Below are 24,784 nucleotides of genomic sequence, written 5' to 3'. Positions count from 1 at the left end.
GTTAATCCTTTTTAATTCTCAAAACTTCGCTTCTTTTACCAGGTATATAAATCTCAACTTCATCGCTCGCATAGAGCTTGAGATACAAATATAAATTTGCCTGAAGATCTTTAATTTCTTGCCGATAAGGTGCAGGGTCATCTGACAATCCATAATGCAGCAACCTTGATATTTGCCCAAAACCTAAGTCTCGTTCTGACTGATTTTCCATAATTTGTGTTTTTAGCCAAACGTATGCTTTTGTTTGCTTAAACAAAGTTGAAGCTAATAAAAAGTCATCTTTAGCGTATTCAATTTGAGCAAATGGTAATGATGGGTTTAGTCGATATTCATTCAAAGTAGCGCCTGGTTTACCTAACGGGAAGTCTGATACAAACAGTTCTGTTGTTTGTGGCAGTATCTCTTCAGGCCATACCGCAAGAAGTTCAGCTTTATCTGTATCTTCAAATTGCTCTAAATAAGCTTGCATTTTATCAAGCATATTTATAGTTAATTCAGTTGCAGACTCGACAATTTTATTTATGAATACTTTGGATTGTTCGCACGCATTAACTCTGCTACACGACTCTAAATTTCCGTCATTAACTAGCGCTAACCCTTTACCCGTTAAATTAGCACTGCCATTAAAAATAGTGTCTTGATCTATTTGATAAATTTTTGCATGCAGATTTACGAGTGCTTTGACTTGGTAGCCATTGTTAATGCAATCTCGAAGTGCATTTAAATCGCTTGCACCCTTTGCAAAATCATTTGGCGTGAAACGACCAATTAATTGCACTTTAGGTTTGTTGTTAGAAATTAACGAACTCAGCCAGCGTGTAGCTGGCTGTGTCATGAAAGCAGATATAATTGTTAACTCATTACAACTAGGAAGTATTGATTCTAGCAGTGATGTGAGTTCAGTATTTGAGATTAAGCTCGACATTAGAAGTCGTCCACATCATCTTCAGGGCCTTGAAGGAACTCACTAATCACAAGTCCCCACTCTCTGCGAATTGTGTTTAAATAATTCAAACGTTTTTCGTCAGTTGTTTCATTCATCACTCGTGCAAAACCTGCAATAGTAGTTTGCATTATCTCAAGTTCATCACCATCAAGCTTGCTTACTAGCTTCTGATAAAAAATATGGTTGGTATTAAATAATACAAGCGTTAAACCTTTACTTGTTGATACGTCAAAAAAGGCTTCAGAATCCCGAGCAACATCTTCAATTAAAAAACGATTTCCGGTTAGGATGAGGCGCTCCGCTTTTTCTTCTGCTTCTTCTCTGCTCATTCCACCTGCTTTTGTAAGATGATCAACAACATCTTCTTTCTTTAACTCTTTAGTTGGTTCATCGCTTGTTTTATGACCGTGAGTTTCACGGTGCGCAGAACCTTGTGTTGCTTTAGAAGCCGCTCCTTCTGAAACAGTTTTAGGCTCCTCACCTTTTACAGCTTTACCTTCTACATTTATTGTATCTAACGCTTTTGTTAAAGCAGAAACATGCTTTCTGATCACCGCAACAACTTTTAAAACTTGTAATAGTGAATCAGAATTTTCTTCGAGATCCCTTAAGTACTCTTGCTCAGAGTCGAACCCTGCTTGAGTAAAGATTGTTTTCATATCGTAAGGGATTAATCGTATTGCATCTTGTTTGTTATTGGTTACACCAAAAACAGAATCGAGCGTTGGCGGGAAAGATACTTCAATACCAATAAAACGCCCCTTACTTTCTCTCAGAGCCGAAGTCAGAAATGAGTCTCTTAAGACTAACTCTCTATTAGCACGAACAATTGAAACGCCTACATTTTTACTACAATGCTTACCCCAAGTTGTGCCACCTAACTTACCAACTGTGTCTTTCAATATTCGATTTGATATATTCTTCTTAACCATTGAGGTAGTAATGGTTACATCATCTCGTTTAGGTTCACCATTTTCATCAATATATTCGACAGAAATAACTTCTTCATCCATTTTTTCAAAAAAAGCTTCATTTTTATAGCTCCCAGGTAATTCAGGGAGTGAAGTATTCTTTTTGAGATACATTGGATCGTTTGCTTTAAAAGTTTCTTTATCGTAAACATCAAGTCTGTCATCTGCTGATTTACGATAAGTAATACTTTCTATTTTTATATTGTCGTCGCTAATGAAGTTACGGTACATTCGACCAACTAAATGTTCACAGTGGCGATAAATTGATTTGCCCGTTTTCCAACTTAGGCGGTCAAGCTTAGACCAAATAATTAACGTGCCAGATTCTGGCTTTTTAGTAAAAAATGCTTTTTCGTACTTAGTTGGTATTGCTTTTGCGATGGGTATTGGCACTTCTTCAAGCGCACCACTTTTCATTTCATCAACATCTAAGTAAGTATGATGAGGTTCCCCACCTGCTTGCCAGCTCCATACATCAACACGTTTACATTGAGAGATAGAAGAGTTTGGTAATCCCATACCAAATTTCCCCATGCCGCCTGTATCTTTTCGGTGCGTACCGCCGCCAAATTGCATAGCCACCCGAAGAGTGTCGATATCCATACCCACACCATTATCCCAAAGGGAGATTTCTGATACGGTATAATTTTTACGGGCTTTTAGTTGTTCTTCTATAAAGCCAACCTCTACACGAGTTGCGGTTGCTTGTAAGCTATTATCAATTAACTCGGCCAGCGCGTATGCTGTATTGTTGTAACCATTATCCCTTAATGACTCAATAACGGTCTCAGCACTTAAAAATCTATTACTCATTATTTTATTTCCTTTTCTGCCCACATATCATTCCAATAACCAAATGCGAGGCTAATACTTTGAAACTCAGGTATGTTATCCATAACTGTATAAATGCTACATTCTTTGTTACCGCCGCTTTTATAACCTCTCATGGCACGGCCCGCCATTTGTAAATACTGGACTAAGGAGTTCATTGGTTTAGCTATTATGGTCACGTTAGTTTTAGGAGCATCAAACCCTGCCGTTAGTACATTAAAATTAACCAGAACTTGTAAGCTACCATTTTTATATTGCGCTATTTTTGCTCTGCGACTTTCAGACGTGTCGTTTTTGCTATCGATAGAAGCTGCTTTAATACCTTGATATGCAAGTGCTGTTGCTAAGTTTATTCCGTGTTCAACTGTACAAGCGAAAACAATGATTTGAGATCCAAGCTTACATTCATCGGTTATAGTTTTTAATATCTGTCGGTTTCGTTCTATGTTATTTGCTAATGTAATCATTGTCTCAACCCCGCCTGCATCCCTTAATTCGTATGCAGCAATACCTGAATGATCATAATTTAATGATTTAAAATTAGCTTTAGCTAAGTACCCCTTCTCGACCAAGTAATCTATAGGTGATAGATAGCCTGAAATTTGCATTGATACTTTATTGTTGTTGAAAAAGTTAGCTAAGCGGGCGTCTTCTTCAGATAATCCATCCTCAGAGTAGCTTCTTCCTGGGGTTGCTGTTAAACCTATTAAGTCAGCATGAAACGCCTGATCATCAATAAAGTCTTGAACAACTTCTTGAAATTTCGGGGCAACAGCTTTGTGGGCTTCATCAAAAATTACTAATGTTACTTTTTCAGCTAACTTGCTATATAAAAGTTGTAATTGCCTAGAATCGCTTTTTCGTAAATTTAAAAATTTATGTAAGCCAGCAACGACAAACCCGGAATCAATACCACTTAAGCTCTCCGTGGAACTTGAGTAAAAGCCGTAAATAGAGGTCGATCGATTACCTAGTGACTGCCATGCTTTAGAAAATTCAACATAAGCTTGCGAACAAAGTTCCTCTCTATCTGCAAGCCAAAGAACCAAGTTATTTTCAGATTGCCTTAAGTGCTCCGCAGCTATATTCATTGCTGTGCGTGTTTTACCTGCACCTGTTGGTAGGTGGATTAAAACTCGTTTTTTGTGCTGTTCAAGTTCAGTAAATACTTGTTTACTAATATTTTGCTGATAAGGGTATAAACCATAATTAGGAGCTATATGAGTAATACTCTCTAGATCGTTATCTTGTGCTAATTGACTTTCATATAATTTAGATAGACCTATTAGAGCAGCAAATTTATCAGGGTTTTCATCCGCCCAACTTATTACTGCATCGTAATGATTGGCAGTTACTTGCTTCGCTTGAAGTTCAAAACTAGGAAAGAGCTCAGCTAGCTGCATTGCTGATAAGCGCTCAATTAATTTATTTCGAAGTCGCGAGTCAAAAATAAAATCGACTTGTTTAACACTCGCAACTATTCCGGCAAGTTTATTTTTATTATATGAATTGGCCTCTGAGACCTGATTGTCTTGCGCATCAAGTTGAAGTGCGAAATTTATTGAATTTTTAGGAAGAAAGCTTAACAATTCATCTTCAGAGAAGTTTGATAAAATTTCAGTAAGCATATTTTAGTCCTTTAATATAAATCAATGTGATAGCTTCCATTATCTCTTAATTATAGGTACGGAACTAGGCTAGACCACTTAATTATTTATCTTTATATTCAAAACTTTACAATAAAGCCCTTATCTCTACAAGGGAATTGAGATAAATTCAATAAAACTGTATAAAGGTACAGTTTTTTGTTGTTTAATTGCCTAGAAGCCTTCCTCTTAATCTTAATTCACGTTAATATCGCTGCTTGGACAATTTCTCCAGAGGCACTCAAAAAGCAATGAAAGCTAAGTTTACAGGTCACGATACATTCCCTCTGCGCTATGGATGGCTATTCAAAGCGGTTAATCATTTGAATTCAAATGGTAATTTTTCAAGTTCTGACGAAGAAAGTATACGTCATTCTATCGTAGAGCTTGGTGTTGGTAAAAATATGGTTAAAGCGATTCAGTATTGGGCTGAGTCGAGCGGCATTATAGAAAGCGACAGAAGAAATAATAAAACCTTTCATAATGTGACGATAAACAAAGGGCAGTTTTTGTTTGGTGACAACGGCAAAGATCCTTACCTCGAATTGCCTGGCTCTATTTGGTTATTGCACTTTTGGTTAAACTTTAATGATGAGCACCTAACTGCATACCGATACTTTTTTAATTATTCAAATGTTCAGCATTTTGAAAAATCAAAATTGATTGATGATTGCTATGAAGATTCTAAACGTCTTGTTAAAAGTGAAGTAGGTAATATTACTACTATAAAAAAAGACATGGATTGTTTTTTAAATATGTACAGCAAAAAGGTTAAGTCTACAGCGAAGAAGATAGATGAAGATCACTTCACTTCCCCTCTTGCTGAGCTTAATTTAGTACAAGATAACGGCCGCTCTTTTTATGTCAGTAATTTAACTGAAAGGCCTGAGTTACCTATTGAAGTATTTATTTATGCGTTACTTGAATTCTTTAAAGTAGAAACAACTGAATCAAAAGTAAGCACTGTTGATTTTGATTCGTTACTTACGAAACCGTGCTCGCCTGGCCGAGTATTTAGATTATCTGAGGCTGGCCTAGGGCAAAAACTCGACGAAGCTCAGCAACATACTAACAAAGAAATATCATGGGTCGATTCATTAGGGTTAAGACAAGTAAATATATCTGACTCAGTAAAAAACAATACTATCAAATACTTAAATGACTATTACGGCAAATACAATGTCTGAATCTATTATTGAAATAAATCAACGATATAAAAGCTCTACTCGCATTGATGTTGATAGTGCTAACCTAACCCCCTTTATAGATGACTTTATCGTACATGGAACGGCTATCAATGTACTTGATACTGTAAGCCGTGAGTTTGAGGGCAGTACACAAAGAGCCTATACAATCACTGGCCCTTATGGCTCTGGTAAATCGACTATAGCCTTATTTTTATCTTGCTTGCTTTCTACAGATTCAGAACAACGTAGTTACGCTTTAAACAAGCTTAATAATTCTCAAAAAGTAATAACTGGGTTTGATGATAGGTTTAAAATTACTAATGGTTGGAAAACCATTAAGCATGTCTGTGGCCTTGAAGCCCCCGCAAATAGTATTCTAATAAGCCTATTGAAAGCGTTTAATATCAAGTTTAATGCAGAAGATATACTCGCTCTTGATGATGATAAGTGCTTAGCAAAAATTAAATCTATTTTACAAAAGCAAAATGATAACGAAGACGGCGTTTTAATTTTGCTCGACGAAATGGGCAAAGCTTTAGACTATCAATCGCGTGCAAATAAAGACTTACATTTATTTCAGTCTCTCGCTGATATTGTTCAACAAGTAAAACGCCCTGTATTACTGGTTGGCTTTTTACATCAAGCATTCTCTGATTACGCTAAGAATAAAGATGTTAAAACACAGCAAGAATGGAGTAAAGTTCAAGGCCGCTATAGAGATTTAAGCTTTAACCCTTCAATTGATGAATCTTTAGTACTTGTAGGCGACTCAATATTTAGAGCCCCAAAAGTAGTTAAAGCTATTGAATCAAAGTATGGAAAGCTAGTCGAAGTTGTAAGCTCGGCGTTCGCAAATCAAAACAAAAATGTTGATGCATTAACTAATACGTTACCGCTAGATCCTATAGTTAGTTTATTACTTGGCCCTGTTTCTCGTCGTCGTTTTTCTCAAAATGAGCGTAGTTTGTTCGGCTTTTTAGCGTCACATGAGAAATATGGATTTAGGGAATTTTTAGAAACAGAATATTGCGAACTTAATGAAGCGCTAAATTTGTATCGCCCTGAATTGTATTGGGACTATTTACACCATAATTTACACCATTTAATTGTTACTTCACAAGATAGTAAAGCATGGCTAGAAGGTTGTGATGCAATTTATAGAGCTGAACAAAAAGGTGGCGAACTACATACCGCTATTACGAAGCTAATTGCTCTATTAACTATTTTTGGTTTTCATCACCAGTTACATGCTAAACGTGATTTTATAAAAAAGTATTTTATTAGTCGGGGATACGAAGCTGCTGAAATAATGCAATCTTTGATTGACTTAGAGACTTGGACAGTTGTTATTTATCGCCAAAAACACGATGCTTTATTTGTGTTCCAAGGTAGTGATATCGATATAAATAGCCTAATCAACGAACGTATTGAAGCCATAAGTTATGGTGTGGATTGGACTGAAATATGTGATATGCCGCAAAATATATTAGCAACAGCACATTACCATAAAACCGGAACTATGCGCTGGGCAACAACAAAGCTGATAAACAAATACGATGCTGCTCTTATCAAGCCATTTGTTACCCAACCTAAAACAGGTGAAGCATTTGCTACGTTTATTTTATGTGTAAATGAAGATATTGCTAAAGCACTTAAACCTCATGAAGAGGCAATGCCTTTCAGTATTGTTGGAAAGTTTGCAGACTTTTCAAACCTTAAAAATGCTGCTATTGAGTTAATTGCTTTAAAACAAATACTCAAAGACGAGAAAAAAATAGCTCATGACCTTATTGCAAAAAATGAACTAGAGAATCGAATTAAGTTTGCGCAGTCGAATGTTGATCATGAGCTTCAATACGTATATAAAAATGCAGACTGGTTCCACTGCGGTAAAAAGTTAGAAAAGGCACCTTTAACATCTATCGCCTCAAAAATTGCAAATGAGCTATTTAGCAAGTCACCAGTAGTAATAAACGAGCTAGTTAACCGTTCAAAGCCTTCTGGTAGTGCAAACAGTGCTATCCGTAAGTTAATGAATGCCATGTTTGAACAAGGTGATAAGAAAGATCTCGGTTTTGACGAAAAGGCTTTTCCACCTGAAAAGGGCCTTTACCTATCTTGTTTAAAAAGTAAAGGTTGGCACTGTGAAACTTCAGAAGGGTTTTTATTCCCAAGTGAGTGGAGTAAGGAATCGCAAAAAGCGAACCCTGAAATGCATGAGTTATTTAAAAGCGGCTTTGATTTTATAAAAAACAAATCCAAAAACAAACAAGTCACTTTAGCTGAACTTTATGATTTTTGGATGCTACCTCCTTTTGGGTTAACGGCGGGTTTATGTCGAATTTATGGCTTAGCTTTATTAAAATCACTCGAAGGGCAAGTTGCTTTTTATGATTGGGACTCAACCAACCAGTTTATTTTTATACCAGAGCTAGATGAAGAGTTAGTTAATAAAATTTATAAGCATCCGAATGAAGCTGGTGTTCGATATTTTGAAATATCTGAAATACAAAGCCACTTGCTAGATAACTTAGCCCAAGCAACACTTGGCGAAGTTAAAAATGACGCTGCAATATTAAACATAGCTAAGCATATTGTGGGGATAGTTCATAAGTTACCAACATGGGTAAAAAAAACCAGCGGTGAAAGTTTTACTGGTGATGAAGGTAATGGCTTAACAAAGCAAGCCCGTGATTTCAGAAATAAAGTTATTGCGGCAAATGACCCTTACAAACTAATTTTAGATGATCTACCTGCAGTATTTGGCTTTAAAAAAGATGATGCTGAAGTCGAAGAAAAGCTGGCTCTATATCTTAAAACTGCTATAGAAGATTTAAGTGCTCAGCACGATATTTTACTAACTGGTTTTAAGCAGATTATTATTCAAATGTTAGGTGAAGATTTTAATCAGGCCTTAAAAGAGCGATGTGACTTTGTTGAGAAAGTTGCAAAGCGCCCGAACGTCAAAGAACTTGCTAAGCGTATTTCACAGCACATAGATGGTAAAACTAAATTTGAGTTTATTATTAATTTAGCTGCAGGAACACCAGAACGTAATTGGACTGATAAACACCTTCGTAACGGTTTAGATGAACTACAAAACTTATGTGTACAGTTTAGACGCATTGAATCGTTTGGTAATATTCAAACTCAAGGTAATTCTAAGCCGCTAGCATTTATTACTACTGATAATGACGGAAATCATCAAGAGTTTGGTGGATTTATTAGGCACGATTTAGAACGAGATAACGATGTAAAAACTGCTGTTGATAATATTCAAACATCTATCGCTGATATGCCTAAAGAGAAACAACTTGCTACACTAACCAGTTTATTAACTAAATTGATGGATCAAAGTGGATCAGAGGTAACTGATGACTGAAAAAGTTAAACACGTACTAGGACTTTCTGGTGGTAAAGACAGTAGCGCTTTAGCGTTATTTGTTAAAGAAACCTACCCGGATTTAGATGTAGAGTATTTCTTTACGGATACAGGTTATGAGCTACCAGAAACCAATGAGTTTATTGATAAACTTGAAGAAAAGTTGGGGTATATTCATCGTTTAAATGCACGCTCTTTAAATAACATAGAGGGTCGTGGCGAAAAAGATTTTGCACACCTTCTAAAAGAGCATGGTAACTACTTACCTTCTCAACGTGATCGTTGGTGTACTGTTCAGATGAAGTTAAAACCATTTGAACAGTGGTTAGATAGCTTTATTAAAGATGGTTACAAAATAAAGAACTATGTTGGCATAAGAGCAGATGAACCTGAACGTGTTGGCTACATGACAATTGAAAAACCAATCGAATCAGTTTTTCCATTTAGGGAGCATGGCATAGTAAGAAGTGATATAGAGAATATATTACAGCGAAACGGTTTAGAACTGCCGGAATATTACAAATGGCGCTCTCGCTCTGGATGTACATTTTGCTTTTATCAAAGAAAAATTGAATGGGTTAAGCTTATGGAAAAGCACCCTGACTTGTTTGAAGAAGCAAAAGCTTTTGAAAAAGGCGATGACAATAATACGACCGTTGGTGAACGTTTTTACTGGATGGGACAAGGTCAGCCATTAGAAACATTAGAAGACCCTGCAGTACAAAAACGTATTATTGAAAATCACGAGAAAAAAGTTGCTCGCTTTAACAAGAAAAAACGCCGTAATGCGCTGTTAGGTGACTTTGAAGGTTATTGTGAGTTTAACGAGCTAGATGATATTTATGACGAAGCAGAAGGCGGTGGAGCCTGTGTGACATGTTATAAATAATACGAAGCGGCTAAATAGCCGCTTTTTTTATAGCTTGAACTAAAAAATCAATGTCTTTACAAGTGATTTCATGAGTAAAGCTAATTCTAAACGTATGCTCCGCCTGTTCTCTAGATAAGCCTAAAGCAGTTAAAACATGTGAAGCTTCTATTTCTTTCGAGGAACAAGCTGAGCCTTGAGCAAGGCACAGAGAATTTTCATTATCACGTACTAGTAAGCTTACATTAGCTTTCTGTAAGGACAGGGAAAGGATATGGGGTAGCGTGCTACCGTTACCATTTACAGTATGTTCAATTTTATTTTCATTTAACTTTTTCAAAAAATAAGATTTTGGATCTTCATTTTTAAAATAACTATACGCCTCTTGAAACACTTCAATAGCTTTACCAAAACCAATAATTAATGGTGTTGCGACTGTTCCACCTCGCAAACCCTCTTCTTGTCCTGCTCCATGTATAACAGGTAATAAGTTTCGTTTTCTAAGGTCGCGAATGTAAACAGCACCAATTCCTTTAGGTCCACCAACTTTGTGCGCAGAGAATGACATTACATCAACATTCATATCATCAACGTCAATTTCTGTTTTACAAAAACTTTGAGCTGCATCTGAGTGAAATAAAATACCTTTTGAAAAGCAAAACTCCCCAATTTCGCTGATCGGGTTAATTGTCCCTAGCTCATTATTAACATGCATTATAGATACGAGAGCTGTATCCTCTCTTACAGCAGCTTTAACATTCTCAGCTTTAATAACGCCATTCTCATCAGGGTCAACAAGCGTAATCTCATACCCTAAATTTTGAAAGTAGTCACATATAGCAAAAATGCATTTGTGTTCAATTGAAGAGATCACTATGTGTTTTTTGTTCCTGAGGGTTTCATCACCTAATAACATACTTTTAAAAGCTACATTATTAGATTCAGTGGCACCGCTAGTGAATACAATCTCGCTAGGAAAGGCTCCTATTTCATCTGCTAAGAGCTCTCTTACTTCATTGACCTTGGCTAATGCAGATTCGCCTAAGAAGTGGCTAGAAGCAGAGTTGGCATAGCAGCTCTCAAATGCATCCATTAGGGATTTTTTTACTTCTGGTAAAATTGGATATGAGGCGGCTGTATCGAGATATATCATTTAATTAATCCTTCATTTGAGGGTTCAAGAATAACATAAAGAGACAAAACCTTAACCTACATGGTGGCTAACTTCTAAAATAATGCTAAGACCCGCTCCACTTCCCCGTGATCACATCCGAAAATTATAAATTGGTGAGTAATCAGTTGCATGGATGCAAATTAAGCCGTGACTTCGCCATGGATGGCAAATACACGGCGATTACGTTCACATCAATTTTTAACTTGAGGAATCAGTGTGATCCTCGGGTGCGCCGTGGGATTCCAAAGGGCGGTCGGCGGCAGCTGCCCTTTGGTTGCCGTCGCCAACGCGACAATAAAGCGCTAAAGCACGCCCTACAGGTGGTCTGGTTTGAGGTTTTAGGTTCTAGGTTCTAGGCGCGAGGTTCTAGGCGCGAGGTTCTAGGCTTTTTGCACAAGCTCGCTACCCGTAGCTCGTTGCTCGTCGCCTTTTTCTTTACCCTCATTCACTGCGCTTTAAAGCAATATTGACGCGCTAAAGCACGCCCTACAGGTGGTCTGGTTTTAGGTTTTAGGTTTTAGGTTTTAGGCACGAGGTTCTAGGCTTTTTGCACAAGCTCGCTACCCGTAGCCCGCAGCTCGAAACCCGAAGCCCGTTGCCGACATCTCTGCGCTGTTTTTTAAATCACCTTGCAAACACATAAAATACCGCTAAACTAATCATTAGCAACCTAATGACTGCATAGGTAATCATTAATGAAATCTAAACACGCATTAAAACTAGCGCAGCGTATGGGGGATTTAATTCGCCAGCACCGTACTTTGCATTATACGCAGAGCACCTTTGCCAAGATGATTGGCGTATCGCGCTCTACGGTGCAAAAGCTTGAGCAAGGTGACGTGGTTAAAAGTGATATATTGTTTGAAGCACTTGTGGTGTTGCAATTACAAGGGTCACTGCTCGATGAAATTAACGAATTAGCTGCTGATGTAGGTGGCTATAATGCACGGCAACGTAAAACCAATAAAACACAGGTGATTAACGATGACTTCTGAGTGCTATGTGTTTATTGATGGGTTAGAAGACAACCCCATTATTTGTGGTTTTTTTAAATTAAATACGCAAACAGGCCGTGGGGAGTTTAACTATGGTAAAAGTTACCTAGCTCGCGCAGATGCCTTTGCGCTTGATCCCATTCATTTGCCTTTACAGCCAGGCATTGTCAGTTATACCGCTAATAAAGGTGTATTTGGGGTATTAAGTGATGCGGGCGCTGATTCGTGGGGGCGCAAGCTGATTTTATCTTTGCATACGAGCAAACCACAAAACGAGTTGGAGTTTTTGCTTGCAGGCTCGGGCTATGGCGTTGGCGCACTGGTATTTAGCTTATCGCGCAGTGCGTCTAAACATAAAACCAATAAAAATACGTTGGCTGATTTAACTTTACTAAATCAAGCAAAAGACGATCTCCTTGCTAATAAAGCTATTTCAAATGAGGCTAAAAAAGCCTTTGAGTTTGGCCAAAGCATGGGGGGAGCAAGGCCTAAAACCTCAGTGCAAATTGGCAGCAAGCTTTATTTGGCTAAATTTAATCGTCAAGACGATTTGTTTAACCTAGTCAGGGCCGAACACGCTGCCATGTGTATGGCGAAAGAGCTAGGTATCCGTAGTGCAAATACCCAAATTCATGAAACTAAAAACGGTGATGTACTGCTGGTTGAGCGCTTTGATGTAAGTAATGGTTTACCAACTCATCACTTTTTAAGCGCCAATAGCTTGCTGCAAAAGCCTAAAGTGGCGTTCAGTGATTTAGCAACTTACTACAGTTACGGTGAATTGGCTGAGTTTATTCGCCACCATACTGGTGAGTATGCTGATGATGCAACAGAGCTTTACAAGCGCATGGTGTTTAATGCGCTGATTGGCAATACTGACGATCACAGCCGTAACCATGCTTTTTTGTATCACTTTGCTGATAAAACATGGCGCTTAAGCCCAGCTTACGACATCACCCCAATCAATAACTCAAAACAACATGGTATAGGACTTGGCGATGATGGCCGATATGCCAGTATCGACAATTTATTATCGCAAGCTAAACGTTTTGGTTTAACGAGGGCAAAGGCGACAAAAATAATCAGTCAAATGAAAGGCTATATCCAGCAATGGCCGAGCCACTTTAAGCGCTTTGCCGATATCAGCGATACAGATATAAAACGTTTAGCAAGTGTTATTGCGCAGCTTGATTAAAGATTGAGCCCACGCGGGTGCTAGGTTTGAGGCTCGAGGCGCGAGGTTTGAGGTTTGAGGTTCTAGGCACGAGGTTTGAGGCTTAGGTGCAAGGCTGTTTGTACTAGCTCGAAACCCGCAGCCCGTAGCTCGCTGCCCGTTGCCAACATCTCGGCGCTGCGCTTTAAACCAATATTGACGCGCTAAAGCACGTCCTACAAGTGGTCTGGTTTTAGGTTCTAGGTTCTAGGTTCTAGGTTTTAGGTTCGAGGCGCGAGGTTTTAGGTGCAAGGCTGTCTGTACTAGCTCGCTACCCGCAGCCCAAAACCCGTAACCCGCAGCCCGTCGCCCGAAACCCGTAGCTCGTAACCTTTCACTTTTTTAGATCTTTTTGCGTAACCAAAACAAGCTGCCTTCGGTGGCTATCCAGGCTTGCTTACCGAGTGACTCTAGATAAATACCCACTTCTTCTTTACTGCCTGGGCTGTAAAACTCAATTTGGTCATTTTTTAGTTTTTCTTGCCCGGTGAGTATTTTTATAAAATGCTTATTAAGCTGTTTAAGCTGCTTTTTGTATTGCTTAGCTTGGCTAGAATCACCATTTTTATGAAACTCACTCAGGGCGCGGCTTGCTGTGGCATGGAGCTCTTCGCTGTCGAAGTCGGCTAAAAACGCATCTAGCTTTTGCCACTGGCCTTTAATTATGTAACAGTTCATTAGCCAATGGCGGTTCGCTTGATTATCCATGGGGTTTAGTTGCCACAGCGTTTCAAATTCATCCATGGCAAGTTGTATATTACCTTGTAACGCGTTGATTTGTGCGCGGTGCGCCCGTAGCATCATATAAGGGCGTGTTTCGTGGTTCAGCCAAAAGTGGCCTTGATTTTGTGCTATGTATTGCTCTGTTATCAAACCCTCAAACAGTTCAAGTAACGCCTCTATCGGTTCAAACGCGCTGGGGGTAAAGTCGCTAAGGATTGCTTCCATTAATTGATCAATCACTTCGTCGTCAATCATTTTAACGGCATCAAAATCATCGTTGCCGTGTTGGTGTGCATACTCTTCTAAAAATTGTTCATTAAACGCGGCTTCGTCTTCATCGCTCCAGCTGGTGTCTTCAATAAAACGAACGCTATAAAGCACATCGGCTACAAAGTAGGTGTAATTCTTTTTATAGGCTTGCGCTAGGCCTTGGTTGTCAGCAAATTTTTTCACTGCAGCTTGCTCAGAGCTAAACGCATTAAGTACTGTATTCAAACTTGCTAGCACCTCTTTTTGGTGTTTGTTTAGGCTGCGTTTGTCAATAAACTTAAGTGCCTGTAATGCCCCTTTACAGTAATTAGGTAATGGCATATTAGCTTTGAGTGAATCGCGGTAGTCAGTTTTCGATAAGCTGCATTTAGTGGGCATTTTAAAGTCTTCGCTCATCACTTTTTGCATGCTGTTATTGTAATTTTCCATCAGGCTTTCGAGGTACTTTAACTCAGCGTCTGTTGTAAAATTAATCTCACCTAGTAGGTCTGGCTGCCATTGGCTGGGCATTATTATGTCGGGCAGTAAGCCTAACCCTAAAAAGTAACCCTGAATAAAGTAATAATCTGGCTGTTTTGCACTTAGCTTGCTAAGTTTTATAACTTCGCTACGAATTTTTGCGGGCGACATAACTCACTCTTTTTTGATATTTTTTACTACAATAAAGCCGTACTTAAAAACAATCAAGTGAGTTAACGTTTAAATAGGCTAGCCTTTAGTATGCTTGGCCTGTATAATTTGCCGCCTTATTTACACCTATTGCTTGGTCTATTTTCGCACCTGCTGCGCCCATAACCCTGTCAGTATTTTTCTAGGATTACGTTTTTTGATCTCCACCGCAAATATCACCATGCAGTTTGGCGCAGAGCCGTTGTTTGAAAACATTTCAGCTAAATTTGGTAACGGTAACCGTTACGGTTTAATTGGCGCTAACGGCTGCGGCAAGTCGACTTTTATGAAAATTTTAAGCGGTGCGCTAACACCCAGTGCAGGTAATGTGTCTATTACGCCGGGGCTAAAATTAGGTAACCTAAGCCAAGATCAGTTTGCGTTTGAGCAATACAGTGTGGTTGATGCGGTCATTATGGGCGATGTTGAACTTTGGAAAGTAAAGCAAGAGCGCGACCGTATTTATTCGCTGCCCGAAATGAGCGAAGAAGACGGCATGAAAGTGGCCGAGCTTGAAAGCGTTTTTGCTGAAATGGACGGTTACACGGCAGAAAGCCGCGCAGAAGAAATACTGCTTGATGCGGGTATAGATAAAGAATTTCATTATGGCTTAATGGCAAACGTAGCCCCAGGTTGGAAATTACGGGTGCTATTAGCACAGGCTCTTTTTGCTAATCCTGATATTTTACTGCTTGATGAGCCAACCAATAACTTAGACATTCATACCATTACGTGGCTTGCAAATGAGCTTAACCAACGTAAATGCACCATGATCATTATTTCCCATGACCGTCACTTTTTAAACTCGGTATGTACTCACATGGCCGACATTGATTACGGTGAGCTGCGTATTTACCCAGGTAACTACGAAAAATACCTTGAAGCTTCAGGCTTACAACGTGAACAGCTACTTGCTGAAAACGCGAAAAAAAGCGCTGAAATAGACGAACTTCAAGACTTTGTGAATCGCTTTGGTGCTAACGCCTCTAAAGCGAAACAAGCGAGTTCACGGGCTAAAAAAATGGACAAAATTAAACTTGATGAAGTTAAAGCATCGAGTCGAATGACTCCGTCGTTAAGTTTTGACGAGGGCAAAAAAATGTATCGCCAAGCACTTGAGCTAACCAAGCTTGGCCATGGGTTTGATGGCGAAACGTTATTTACCGGTGGTGATTTGCTCCTCGAAGCCGGTGCTAAACTGGCGGTTATAGGCGAAAACGGGGTAGGTAAAACGACTTTTTTACGCTGTTTGGTTAACGAACTTAAAAGCAACGAGGGCGAAGTTAAGTGGTCTGAAAATGCCACGTTTGGTTATTGCCCACAAGACAGCAGCAAAGATTTTGATAACGATTTAACGCTGTTTGATTGGATGTCGCAATGGCGTACCGCTAAACATAACGATTTAATGGTGCGCGGCATGTTAGGGCGTTTGTTGTTTACCGCGGACGATGCGAATAAAAAAGCCCGTAACTGTTCAGGTGGTGAAAAAAACCGTTTGTTATTTGGTAAGTTAATGATGCAAGACGTTAACGTACTGATAATGGATGAACCCACAAACCACATGGATATGGAAGCCATTGAAGCGCTTAACAATGCGCTAAAAGAGTTTAAAGGCACGCTGATTTTTGTAAGTCACGACCGTGAGTTTGTATCGTCACTGGCAACCCGTATTGTTGATATTAAAGACAAGCAAGTGATTGACTTTCAAGGCACATTTGACGAGTACCTAGCAAGCTGCGAAGAAAATAAAGTAGCTTAAGTGAAAGGTTAAAGGTTAAAGGTTAAAGGTTAAAGAAATAACCTAAACCATTTAAAAGCGGTGCTTGTTTAAGCGCCGTTTTTTTGTGCCTGTAATTTAGGTTCGGGGTTCGGGGTTCGGGGTTCGGGGTTCGGGGTTCGGGGTTCGGGGTTCGGCAGAGTTGTGCTTAGTATCAATTAAAACGCGATTGGTAATATATTGATAAAAAGGCAAAAAAAAGCTTTATTTTTTGTTTGCTCATTTGCCCTCATTCTTTGCTCTTTGTGCAAATAGGTTTTAAGTGATTTATTCACCACAGAGATTAAGAGGCGCGGTGTTTTTAGAAGAAATAAAAAAGCCAACTACTATCCTGTAGCAGCAATTTTATATCGCGTCAGAGTTAAACTTAAATATGTATTTACCACCGAGAACACAGAGTTCACAGAGAAATGCTTAAAAAATACCGTTCCATCTCTGTGCAGCGCAAAGCGCCTCGAGAACCTCTGTGGTGCAAAAATTGTTTTTAGCAGAAAATGTCTTTCGTAGCAGCAATTTTATATCGCGTCAGACCTAGGTTATTAAACACAAAAACGCGGGATAAACCCGCAGCTACGTGGTGATAATTATTGGTAGCAGCGATTTTATATTCAGGCCTAGGTATTAAACTATACTCGCGCCTCGCAGCCCGTTGCCCGTAACCTTTAACCTTTAACCTTTAACCTTTAAATAATATAAAAAAAGGGAGTATCGCTACTCCCTCTTTAATTGTTACTTGGGTTTATTTAATATCAAATCGGTCGGCGTTCATTACTTTTACCCAAGCATGAACAAAGTCATGTACAAACCGAGTTTTATTGTCGTCTTGTGCATAAAACTCTGCCAATGCCCGTAAAATTGAGTTTGATCCAAACACTAAATCAACACGGGTGGCGGTCCACTTTGTTTTACCGCTTGCGCGGTCGACGATGTTGTACTCGCCTTTAGATGCTGGCTCCCAGCGGTTATTCATGTCGGTTAAATTAACAAAAAAGTCGTTACTCAGTACGCCTACGTTGTCGGTAAACACGCCATGTTCACTGTTGCCATAGTTAGTGCCTAGTACGCGCATTCCGCCTAATAATACGCTCATTTCTGGTGCAGTTAACCCCATTAATTGGCTACGCTCTAAAAGTAGCTCTTCGGCTGACACTACATAATCTTTTTTCAGCCAGTTTCTAAAACCGTCGTGAATGGGCTCGAGTACGTCAAACGATTCTGCGTCGGTCATGTCAGCAGTTGCATCACCTCGTCCTGGCGCAAACGGTACGGTTATATCAACCCCCGCCTTTTTAGCCGCTTGCTCAACTGCGGCCGTGCCGCCTAGTACAATTAAATCGGCTAAGCTGACAGGTTTAGCTAAACTTGCTTGCAGTTTTTCAAGGGCGCTAAGTACATTCGCTAACCGTTCTGGTTCGTTACCTTGCCACGTATTTTGCGGTGCTAAACGAATACGCGCGCCATTGGCGCCACCTCGGTGATCTGAGCCTCTGTAGGTACGCGCGCTGTCCCATGCGGTGTTAATTAAGTCGGTTTCGCTAATGCCACAGTTAAGTAGCTTCGCTTTTAGTTCGCTAATTTCAGTATCGCTTAGGGTGTAATTAACTGCAGGAATAGGATCTTGCCAAATTAAATCTTCACTGGGTACATCGGCACCTAAATAACGTGATTTTGGTCCTAAGTCGCGGTGGGTTAACTTAAACCAAGCGCGGGCAAATACGTCAGTAAAGTACTCAAAATCGTTATTAAAACGCTCTATAATTTTACGATACGCGGGGTCCATTTTCATTGCCATGTCGGCGTCGGTCATGATTGGGTTTAAACGAATCGATGGGTCTTCTACATCAACGGGTTTGTCTTCTTCTTTAATGTTAACCGGTTCCCATTGCCATGCCCCTGCGGGACTTTTTGTAAGCTCCCAGTCATAGTTAAGTAGTAAATAACAATAGCCGTTATCCCATTTGGTTGGATAAGTGGTCCATGCGCCTTCAATACCTGAGGTCATAGTATCGCGGCCAATGCCACGAGTTTTATGGTTATTCCAGCCTAGGCCTTGCTCGTGTACGTCGGCGGCTTCTGGCTCTGGCCCTAGATTAGATTCTTGGCCGTTACCATGCGTTTTACCTACTGTATGACCACCTACCGTTAGGGCTGCGGTTTCTTCATCGTTCATTGCCATACGTGCAAAGGTTTCGCGCACTTGCTCGGCGGTTTTAAGTGGATCGGGCTGGCCGTTCACCCCTTCTGGATTTACGTAAATTAAACCCATTTGTACAGCCGCTAGTGGGTTTTCCATGGTATCGGGTTTATCAACATGGGTATAGCGTTCATCACTTGGCGCAAGCCATTCTTTTTCTGCACCCCAATAAACATCTTTTTCTGGATGCCAAATATCTTCACGGCCACCGGCAAAACCAAAGGTTTTTAGTCCCATTGATTCATACGCCATATTACCGGCTAAAATAATTAAATCGGCCCATGAAAGTGCGTTGCCATATTTCTTTTTGATTGGCCATAATAAGCGGCGTGCTTTGTCGAGATTGGCGTTATCTGGCCACGAATTAAGGGGTGCAAAACGTTGATTACCGGTACCACCGCCGCCTCGGCCATCAGCTAAACGGTACGAGCCCGCAGAGTGCCATGCCATACGGATCATCAGGCCACCATAGTGCCCCCAATCGGCTGGCCACCATGCTTGGCTTTGAGTCATTAAGTTTTTTAAATCGGTTTTTACGGCTTCTAAGTCAAGCGTTTTAAACGCTTGTGCGTAGTTAAAGCTGCTGTCGTAGGGGGTGCTTTTTTTATCGTGTTGATGAAGAATGTCTAAATTGAGTGAGTTTGGCCACCAATCTGTATTGGTATATTCTGTTGTAGTATTACTGCCGTGCATAACCGGGCATTGACCCGCTTTATGATTACTCATTTTGAGCTCCTTTTTAAATACAAATAAAAACATCTCTTTAGAGGAAGTTTTTACTATTTTGTCATCGTGTTAATGACGTGTTTGGTCTCTTTTATTAATATACGTATACCTACTGCATTACGCCAGTGCAAAGTAATGACTTAATACGATTGCAATCATTGATAAATACGATGTTCACTAACAAAGCTGCGCTTAAATAATTTAAAACTTTTTATAAAAAAGATGATCGTAATTAAATGTAGCCACGTAATGTAATTTGAAGGGTTTGAAAGTGACTTAAATTTATTTAAGTGCACATTGGAATATTCCCCCCTTCGCCATGAAATTATAGTTATAAAAGGTGTATAAGTTATTTATGCACCTTTATTTTTTTCTTGTTTCAAACTATTTGAATCTAATTAAGTAATTATTCAGGTAGGCTGCTTTAATATATACCTTATCTCCTATTGTTCCCTTTGACATTGTTGATGTAGTTTTCGGCCAGCTCATTTTGAGCTGGTTTTTTTTGTTATAGCATACCGCCCCTAGTACCATTGATGCGTGCATGTTAAAGTTGGCAAAGCGATTAACTCATTTTTTAACTAGGCATATTAATGCGTTTTTATTTTTTACTACTTATTGTACTTACTGGTACTCTTTCGTCTACGGTTCAAGCTGCTGATAAAAGTACCGCTTCATTAGACGAGCAACACCAACGTGAATTAGCACAGCTAAAAGAGCCGATGTATAAGCCATTACTTGAGCGTTATATTCTTGATGAATTAAAGTCGGTGCGCCAAGATCAACAAAAACTTCGCGAAGACGTAACCAAACAAGTTACTCACACCCAGCTTGATACCGCAGACCGCGCAATTACTTATACTACCGATACCATAAATAATGTATTTTTTATTATTACCGCCACCGCTTCTATTTTGGTACTAGTAGGCTGGAATTCATTACGTGATGTGAAAAACAAAGTAGAAGACATAGTAAACACCCGAGTGAGTGTTATCACTGACGAGTATGAAGATCGCTTAAAGATTTTAGAAGAAAAACTGCGAGTACGCTCTGAAGAAATACTCAGTAACCAGGAGCGCATTTCGATCACTAACGAAGTTCATTCGTTATGGATGCGGGCAAACCTTGAAAGTGATATTGCAAATAAAATTGAAATATTTGATGAAATTTTAAAACGCAAGCCAGAAGATGTAGAGGCTATTGCCTATAAGGCCGATGCTTTATTAGAACTAAATGAGACTGAGCAAGCTATTAAGCTTTGTAACCAGGCAATTGATATAGATAGTGATTATGGGTATGCATATTGGCAACGTGCTTGTGCGTACGCGTTAACACATGAACATGCCGATTCGCTTGCTGATATAAAAATGGCGCTAGAATACTCACCTAATTTACGCAACGAGCTACTTCACGAAAGTGCGTTTGCAAGCCTACATGACAACGACAGCTTTAATGCTATTGTTTCCAAAGAAGACTAAGTATTTCTAGGGTCTGTTGACCTTTCAAGGTTAAATTTGCAGCAGTCTGTTTGGTATTTAGGCAAGGCAGAGCCTATGTGTTGTGGCTATTCCCCATAAATAGGTGATAACGCAGCATCAATGCCAAACAGGCGCTGCCCGAAGGGTTCTGCCTAGGGGCGATTTACGCTTTGTTGCCACCATGGATGTAAGCCAGTAGAATAACGCAGGAGCAGTTATCGAGCCCACTAGGTTACAAACATCACGCCGCGATTAAACCGCTCCTAGTTTGAACAAATTTTAATCCGCAAAGGTCAACAGACCCTAGCGTTTAAAATATAAATCTATTGCTTTAGTGAGCAGCTCGTCGAGCTGCTCTTCAAAGTCTTCTATGTTAATTTCAAAATGATTCAAATATGCTTTGGCCTGCACTTGAGATAAATTGCGGTTTTTAACGCTGTATTGCCGCTCATCTTTTTGCTTGTCGAATCGGGGTAAAAATAATAATTGCGCATAATAAGGTGACTTAATATGCTTATTCGCAAAGCGACAAAAGTCTTCAATATGGCCTGCGCCCTCAGGGCCTAAACAGCCGGGCTCTACACGATACATTACACGAATTTTTTTCTCGTCACTTAACTGCATAATTAATAATTACCTAAAAAATAATACCCTAATCACTTTGCCATCTTTAATTTGATAGCTTGAAATAAGCTCTGAGCGTTTATCTATTACGTTCGCATCGGTTGAGCAGGTTTCTGATAACTCATGGTCGATAACAATGTCACCATGCACAATACGCTTTATAGGTGATGAATGTATGCATTTAAGCTTTTTAAACATAAGACCATAACGCGCTATTAATTTTTTTTTACCTTTAAATAATAGCTCATTTGGGAAAATATAAAACTCAACATCTTCATCATACAAACGTATAAATTCTTCAATGTTACGCGCGTTATAAGCATTAACCAATTGCTCTATAACTGCAAGTGACTCTCGAGACTGTTTTGCTTTGTCTCGCTGTTTTTCTGTAAGTGCATTTTTTGCTTGCGTTAAGGCTTGCTCAGCCTCTGCTATCGCTTGGGCTTTGTTAATTTTACTTTTAGGCTGTTCAACTGGCTTTGTTAATTCGCTACCGAATACTTTAGAATCATCCGCTTTACTTGATTCAACTGTCACTTTTTTTACCGGTGGTGTTTGCAGCTCCGATGTGCTGAGCTCACCTTGTTCGGGCGCCGCTTTTTGCTCAGTTACAGCGCTATCCTTGGCGTGTTTAATGGCTGAGGTATTTGCCTGCACTCGCGGCTCTGTAGCATTAATACTCAATGCTACACTGGAAAATAAAAACGCCAAAAAGGGTAATAAAAATTTCATAGTTTCCTAAAGCCACCGCAAAATACAATTAAAACCAAACATAGCAAATTTTACTCTTTTGAGATAGTTATTATGCCTAATACTACTCTACCCTAGTATGTCTAGACTATTTTAATTTTAATCCGGGGTTAAGTTTTAGGTTTTAGGTTTTAGGCTGTTTACACTAGCTCGCTGCTCGTCGCTCGTAACCCGTAACCCTTGGCTCGCACGTTCCAGGCATAAAAAAAGCCGCATAAAATGCGGCTTTGGGGGTTTAGTCTCACTTCACTTTGGGCGTGTCTCCAAAACTTAGTGAATACGTTACCAAGGAACTGTCGTATTTAACCTGAACTCTGGATAATAAATCTCTTAACCAAAGTTCAGGTTATTTAGTTAATTAAATTGACTCTAGGGCAATTTTAACCATTTCGTTGAACGTGGTTTGACGCTCATCTGCAGGTGTTGCTTCGCCGGTGATCACATGGTCGCTTACGGTAAATAATGCCATTGCTTTTGCGCCGTATTCTGCTGCTACGCCGTATAAGCCAGCTGTTTCCATATCAACAGCGAGTACACCTAGTTTGTCTAGATCTTTATAAAATGTGTCGTCTGCTTGATAAAAAGTATCCGTAGTAAATACGTTACCTACTTTTGCATCAATACCTAAATTTTTAGCCGCATTTACGCCGTTTAAAAGTAGGTCAAAGTTAGCAATGGCAGCAAAGTCAGTACCACGAACACGGGCACGATTTACGTTTGAATCGGTGCTTGCACCTTGTGCAAAAATTACGTCGCGAATTTTAATATCGCTACCAATACCACCACAGGTACCAATACGAATGATATTTTTAACGCCAAAGCTTACTATAAGCTCACGAGCATAAATTGACATTGAAGGAATGCCCATGCCAGAACCCATAATGCTCACTGGCTTACCTTTGTATGTTCCAGTAAAGCCGTACATGTTACGTACGCCGGTTACTTGCACTGCATCATCTAAAAAGTTTTCAGCAATATATTGTGCACGTAGCGGATCGCCTGGCATTAATACTGTTTCGGCAAAATCACCTACGTTTGCACTGATATGCGGAGTACTCATCGATTGTTTTCCTTTTGTTTGGCTAAAAGCCCTATTACTTTAAAAATAGCGAGCGTATTTTTAAGTTATTTAACTGTGTTCAGCTTATCAATAAAGCCATCACCATATTCTAACGCTTTTAAGTTAAACCATTGCGCAAGTGTTTGACCGATATCAGCAAAGCTATTGCGTTCACCCAGCGGGGTATTTTTCATCCCTGGCTGATAGGCAATAACTGGCACATATTCGCGGGTGTGCTCAGACCCTGGAAAGGTCGGGTCACAGCCATGATCGGCGGTGATCATTAATAAATCATCAGGCTTTAATTGCCCTAAAATAGTGGGTAAGTAGTCATCAAACTCTTTGAGCGCTTTAGCATAGCCAATGGGGTTGCGACGATGACCAAACTTCTCATCAAAATCAACTAAATTGGTAAAAATCAAACTGTGATCCGGCGCAGTCGCCATCACCTCGCGGGTTTTTTCTAGCAAGTTCATTAACCCTGGCGCTTTATGCTTTTGAGTAATGCCTTGATGCGCATAAATATCTGAAATTTTACCAATACTAATCACTTCGCCACCGTCTTTTGCAAGTACATCAAGCAATGTTGGCGATGGCGGTAATACTGAATAATCACGACGATTACCTGTTCTGGCAAAGTCTTGATTGTTTGAACCCAAAAATGGCCGCGCAATCACTCGTCCTATATTCATTTCATCAAGCAGCGCCCGTGCGATTTCGCAAACTTGATAAAGCTTCTCTAGGCCGAATGATTCTTCATGCGCGGCTATTTGAAACACACTGTCAGCTGAGGTGTAACAGATTGGTTTACCTGTTTTTACGTGCTCTTCACCTAGCTGCTCTAAAATCGTGGTACCTGAGGCATGGCAATTGCCTAAAATGCCCGGAATACCAGTGCGAGCAATAAACTCGTCTACAAATTCTTGTGGGAAACTCGGCTGTGTTTTAGGGAAGTAACCCCAATCAAATAACACTGGCACGCCTGCCATTTCCCAATGACCCGATGGCGTGTCTTTACCGCTTGAAAGCTCTTTTGCGTAACCCCATGCACATTGTGGTTCATGTCGCTCAGCAACTAAACAGGGTTCTTTACCAGCGGCTTCACATGCAGCCACTAACCCTAATTTTGAAAGGTTAGGAAGCGAAAGCTTACTGCCAGTCTCGTCATAATATGCCTTGAGTAAATGTGCGAATGTATTAGCACCAACATCACCAAATTTATCTGCATCGGGTGCTGCGCCAATTCCTAAACTATCCGCCATTAAGATAATTGCTCTTGCCATTGTGACCTCACATCTGT

The 24,784-nt window shown here is 39.8% G+C and carries 17 protein-coding genes; 7 read left to right on the top strand and 10 right to left on the bottom strand.

What is annotated here, in order from left to right:
• Position 1 precedes the first annotated feature (1 nt).
• From KG708_RS11945 to KG708_RS11935, 3 genes are read right to left on the bottom strand one after another with little or no spacing between them, the layout of a single operon-like run.
• Positions 2–925, bottom strand: a complete 924-nt coding sequence (locus KG708_RS11945) for a phospholipase D-like domain-containing protein (protein WP_213610053.1) — start codon at positions 923–925, stop codon at positions 2–4.
• Positions 925–2,730, bottom strand: a complete 1,806-nt coding sequence (locus KG708_RS11940) for an ATP-binding protein (RefSeq protein WP_213610051.1) — start codon at positions 2,728–2,730, stop codon at positions 925–927. Before KG708_RS11940 ends, KG708_RS11945 begins: the two co-directional genes overlap by 1 nt.
• Positions 2,730–4,376, bottom strand: coding sequence for a DEAD/DEAH box helicase (locus tag KG708_RS11935; RefSeq protein ID WP_213610049.1), 1,647 nt, complete (start codon positions 4,374–4,376; stop codon positions 2,730–2,732). The genes KG708_RS11940 and KG708_RS11935 overlap by 1 nt, the downstream gene beginning before the upstream one ends.
• Before the next feature lie 269 nt (positions 4,377–4,645).
• Between KG708_RS11935 and KG708_RS11930 the strand changes: the two genes are divergently transcribed.
• The 3 genes from KG708_RS11930 to KG708_RS11920 are packed head-to-tail and all read left to right on the top strand — an operon-like array spanning position 4,646 to position 9,852.
• Positions 4,646–5,581: a DUF4007 family protein gene (locus KG708_RS11930; protein ID WP_213610047.1), complete on the top strand. Its 936-nt coding sequence runs from the start codon at positions 4,646–4,648 to the stop codon at positions 5,579–5,581.
• The gene (locus KG708_RS11925) at positions 5,574–8,963 is read left to right on the top strand and encodes a hypothetical protein (RefSeq protein WP_213610045.1); all 3,390 of its coding nucleotides are present in this window, start codon (positions 5,574–5,576) and stop codon (positions 8,961–8,963) included. The genes KG708_RS11930 and KG708_RS11925 overlap by 8 nt, the downstream gene beginning before the upstream one ends.
• On the top strand, positions 8,956–9,852 hold the full coding sequence (locus tag KG708_RS11920) for a phosphoadenosine phosphosulfate reductase family protein (protein ID WP_182760588.1): 897 nt from the start codon (positions 8,956–8,958) through the stop codon (positions 9,850–9,852). Before KG708_RS11925 ends, KG708_RS11920 begins: the two co-directional genes overlap by 8 nt.
• A 10-nt stretch (positions 9,853–9,862) precedes the next feature.
• Here the strand turns inward: KG708_RS11920 and KG708_RS11915 are convergent, their stop codons facing one another.
• On the bottom strand, positions 9,863–10,984 hold the full coding sequence (locus tag KG708_RS11915; RefSeq protein WP_213610043.1) for a cysteine desulfurase family protein: 1,122 nt from the start codon (positions 10,982–10,984) through the stop codon (positions 9,863–9,865).
• Positions 10,985–11,700: 716 nt separating this feature from the next.
• Between KG708_RS11915 and KG708_RS11910 the strand changes: the two genes are divergently transcribed.
• Together KG708_RS11910 and KG708_RS11905 are read left to right on the top strand one after the other, a co-directional pair.
• Positions 11,701–12,000, top strand: a complete 300-nt coding sequence (locus KG708_RS11910; protein WP_213610041.1) for a helix-turn-helix transcriptional regulator — start codon at positions 11,701–11,703, stop codon at positions 11,998–12,000.
• Positions 11,990–13,195: a type II toxin-antitoxin system HipA family toxin gene (locus KG708_RS11905; RefSeq protein ID WP_213610039.1), complete on the top strand. Its 1,206-nt coding sequence runs from the start codon at positions 11,990–11,992 to the stop codon at positions 13,193–13,195. Before KG708_RS11910 ends, KG708_RS11905 begins: the two co-directional genes overlap by 11 nt.
• A 360-nt stretch (positions 13,196–13,555) precedes the next feature.
• Here KG708_RS11905 and KG708_RS11900 read toward each other — a convergent pair whose 3' ends face one another.
• A complete protein-coding gene (locus KG708_RS11900; RefSeq protein ID WP_213610037.1) occupies positions 13,556–14,836 on the bottom strand; it encodes a UPF0149 family protein in 1,281 nt (426 codons plus the stop codon).
• Between the two features lie 196 nt (positions 14,837–15,032).
• On the opposite strand from KG708_RS11900, the gene KG708_RS11895 reads away from it, so the two are divergent.
• Positions 15,033–16,634 carry an ABC-F family ATPase gene (locus KG708_RS11895; RefSeq protein WP_213610035.1) on the top strand — a complete coding sequence of 534 codons (1,602 nt, stop codon included), beginning with the start codon at positions 15,033–15,035 and terminating at the stop codon, positions 16,632–16,634.
• Between the two features lie 757 nt (positions 16,635–17,391).
• Here the strand turns inward: KG708_RS11895 and katG are convergent.
• Entirely contained in the window at positions 17,392–19,572 is a 2,181-nt protein-coding gene (katG, locus tag KG708_RS11890) for a catalase/peroxidase HPI (protein WP_213610033.1), read from the bottom strand.
• 593 nt (positions 19,573–20,165) lie between these two features.
• Here katG and KG708_RS11885 point away from each other — a divergent pair.
• Positions 20,166–21,050 carry a tetratricopeptide repeat protein gene (locus tag KG708_RS11885; protein ID WP_213610031.1) on the top strand — a complete coding sequence of 295 codons (885 nt, stop codon included), beginning with the start codon at positions 20,166–20,168 and terminating at the stop codon, positions 21,048–21,050.
• Positions 21,051–21,353: 303 nt separating this feature from the next.
• On the opposite strand, the gene KG708_RS11880 is transcribed toward KG708_RS11885, so the two are convergent.
• The 4 genes from KG708_RS11880 to KG708_RS11865 form a co-directional block, all read right to left on the bottom strand.
• Positions 21,354–21,674 (bottom strand): hypothetical protein, encoded by a 321-nt coding sequence (locus KG708_RS11880; protein WP_213610029.1) that lies wholly within the window; start codon positions 21,672–21,674, stop codon positions 21,354–21,356.
• A gap of 9 nt (positions 21,675–21,683) precedes the next feature.
• Positions 21,684–22,406, bottom strand: a complete 723-nt coding sequence (locus tag KG708_RS11875) for a nuclear transport factor 2 family protein (RefSeq protein ID WP_213610027.1) — start codon at positions 22,404–22,406, stop codon at positions 21,684–21,686.
• A 376-nt stretch (positions 22,407–22,782) separates the two neighbouring features.
• The gene (gene deoD / locus KG708_RS11870) at positions 22,783–23,484 is read right to left on the bottom strand and encodes a purine-nucleoside phosphorylase (protein ID WP_213610025.1); all 702 of its coding nucleotides are present in this window, start codon (positions 23,482–23,484) and stop codon (positions 22,783–22,785) included.
• A 65-nt stretch (positions 23,485–23,549) separates the two neighbouring features.
• Complete coding sequence (locus tag KG708_RS11865; protein WP_213610023.1) at positions 23,550–24,767, bottom strand: phosphopentomutase; 1,218 nt, start codon at positions 24,765–24,767, stop codon at positions 23,550–23,552.
• Between the last annotated feature and the right edge of the window lie 17 nt (positions 24,768–24,784).

It is taken from the genome of Pseudoalteromonas sp. (assembly GCF_018402495.1).
In the GTDB taxonomy this organism is placed as follows: domain Bacteria; phylum Pseudomonadota; class Gammaproteobacteria; order Enterobacterales; family Alteromonadaceae; genus Pseudoalteromonas.
The sequence above is the reverse complement of the archived record's forward strand: the minus strand, read 5'-3'. Positions and strand labels throughout refer to the sequence as shown.

Bases quoted from the DNA above. Each gene is read 5' to 3' on its own strand.
- KG708_RS11905 (WP_213610039.1), top strand. From the start codon at position 11,990: ATGACTTCTGAGTGCTATGTGTTTATTGATGGGTTAGAAGACAACCCC.
- KG708_RS11900 (WP_213610037.1), bottom strand. From the start codon at position 14,836: ATGTCGCCCGCAAAAATTCGTAGCGAAGTTATAAAACTTAGCAAGCTA.
- KG708_RS11875 (WP_213610027.1), bottom strand. From the start codon at position 22,406: ATGAAATTTTTATTACCCTTTTTGGCGTTTTTATTTTCCAGTGTAGCA.
- KG708_RS11885 (WP_213610031.1), top strand. From the start codon at position 20,166: ATGCGTTTTTATTTTTTACTACTTATTGTACTTACTGGTACTCTTTCG.
- KG708_RS11920 (WP_182760588.1), top strand. From the start codon at position 8,956: ATGACTGAAAAAGTTAAACACGTACTAGGACTTTCTGGTGGTAAAGAC.
- deoD (WP_213610025.1), bottom strand. From the start codon at position 23,484: ATGAGTACTCCGCATATCAGTGCAAACGTAGGTGATTTTGCCGAAACA.
- KG708_RS11865 (WP_213610023.1), bottom strand. From the start codon at position 24,767: ATGGCAAGAGCAATTATCTTAATGGCGGATAGTTTAGGAATTGGCGCA.
- KG708_RS11925 (WP_213610045.1), top strand. From the start codon at position 5,574: ATGTCTGAATCTATTATTGAAATAAATCAACGATATAAAAGCTCTACT.
- KG708_RS11910 (WP_213610041.1), top strand. From the start codon at position 11,701: ATGAAATCTAAACACGCATTAAAACTAGCGCAGCGTATGGGGGATTTA.
- katG (WP_213610033.1), bottom strand. From the start codon at position 19,572: ATGAGTAATCATAAAGCGGGTCAATGCCCGGTTATGCACGGCAGTAAT.
- KG708_RS11915 (WP_213610043.1), bottom strand. From the start codon at position 10,984: ATGATATATCTCGATACAGCCGCCTCATATCCAATTTTACCAGAAGTA.
- KG708_RS11940 (WP_213610051.1), bottom strand. From the start codon at position 2,730: ATGAGTAATAGATTTTTAAGTGCTGAGACCGTTATTGAGTCATTAAGG.
- KG708_RS11935 (WP_213610049.1), bottom strand. From the start codon at position 4,376: ATGCTTACTGAAATTTTATCAAACTTCTCTGAAGATGAATTGTTAAGC.
- KG708_RS11945 (WP_213610053.1), bottom strand. From the start codon at position 925: ATGTCGAGCTTAATCTCAAATACTGAACTCACATCACTGCTAGAATCA.
- KG708_RS11880 (WP_213610029.1), bottom strand. From the start codon at position 21,674: ATGCAGTTAAGTGACGAGAAAAAAATTCGTGTAATGTATCGTGTAGAG.
- KG708_RS11930 (WP_213610047.1), top strand. From the start codon at position 4,646: ATGAAAGCTAAGTTTACAGGTCACGATACATTCCCTCTGCGCTATGGA.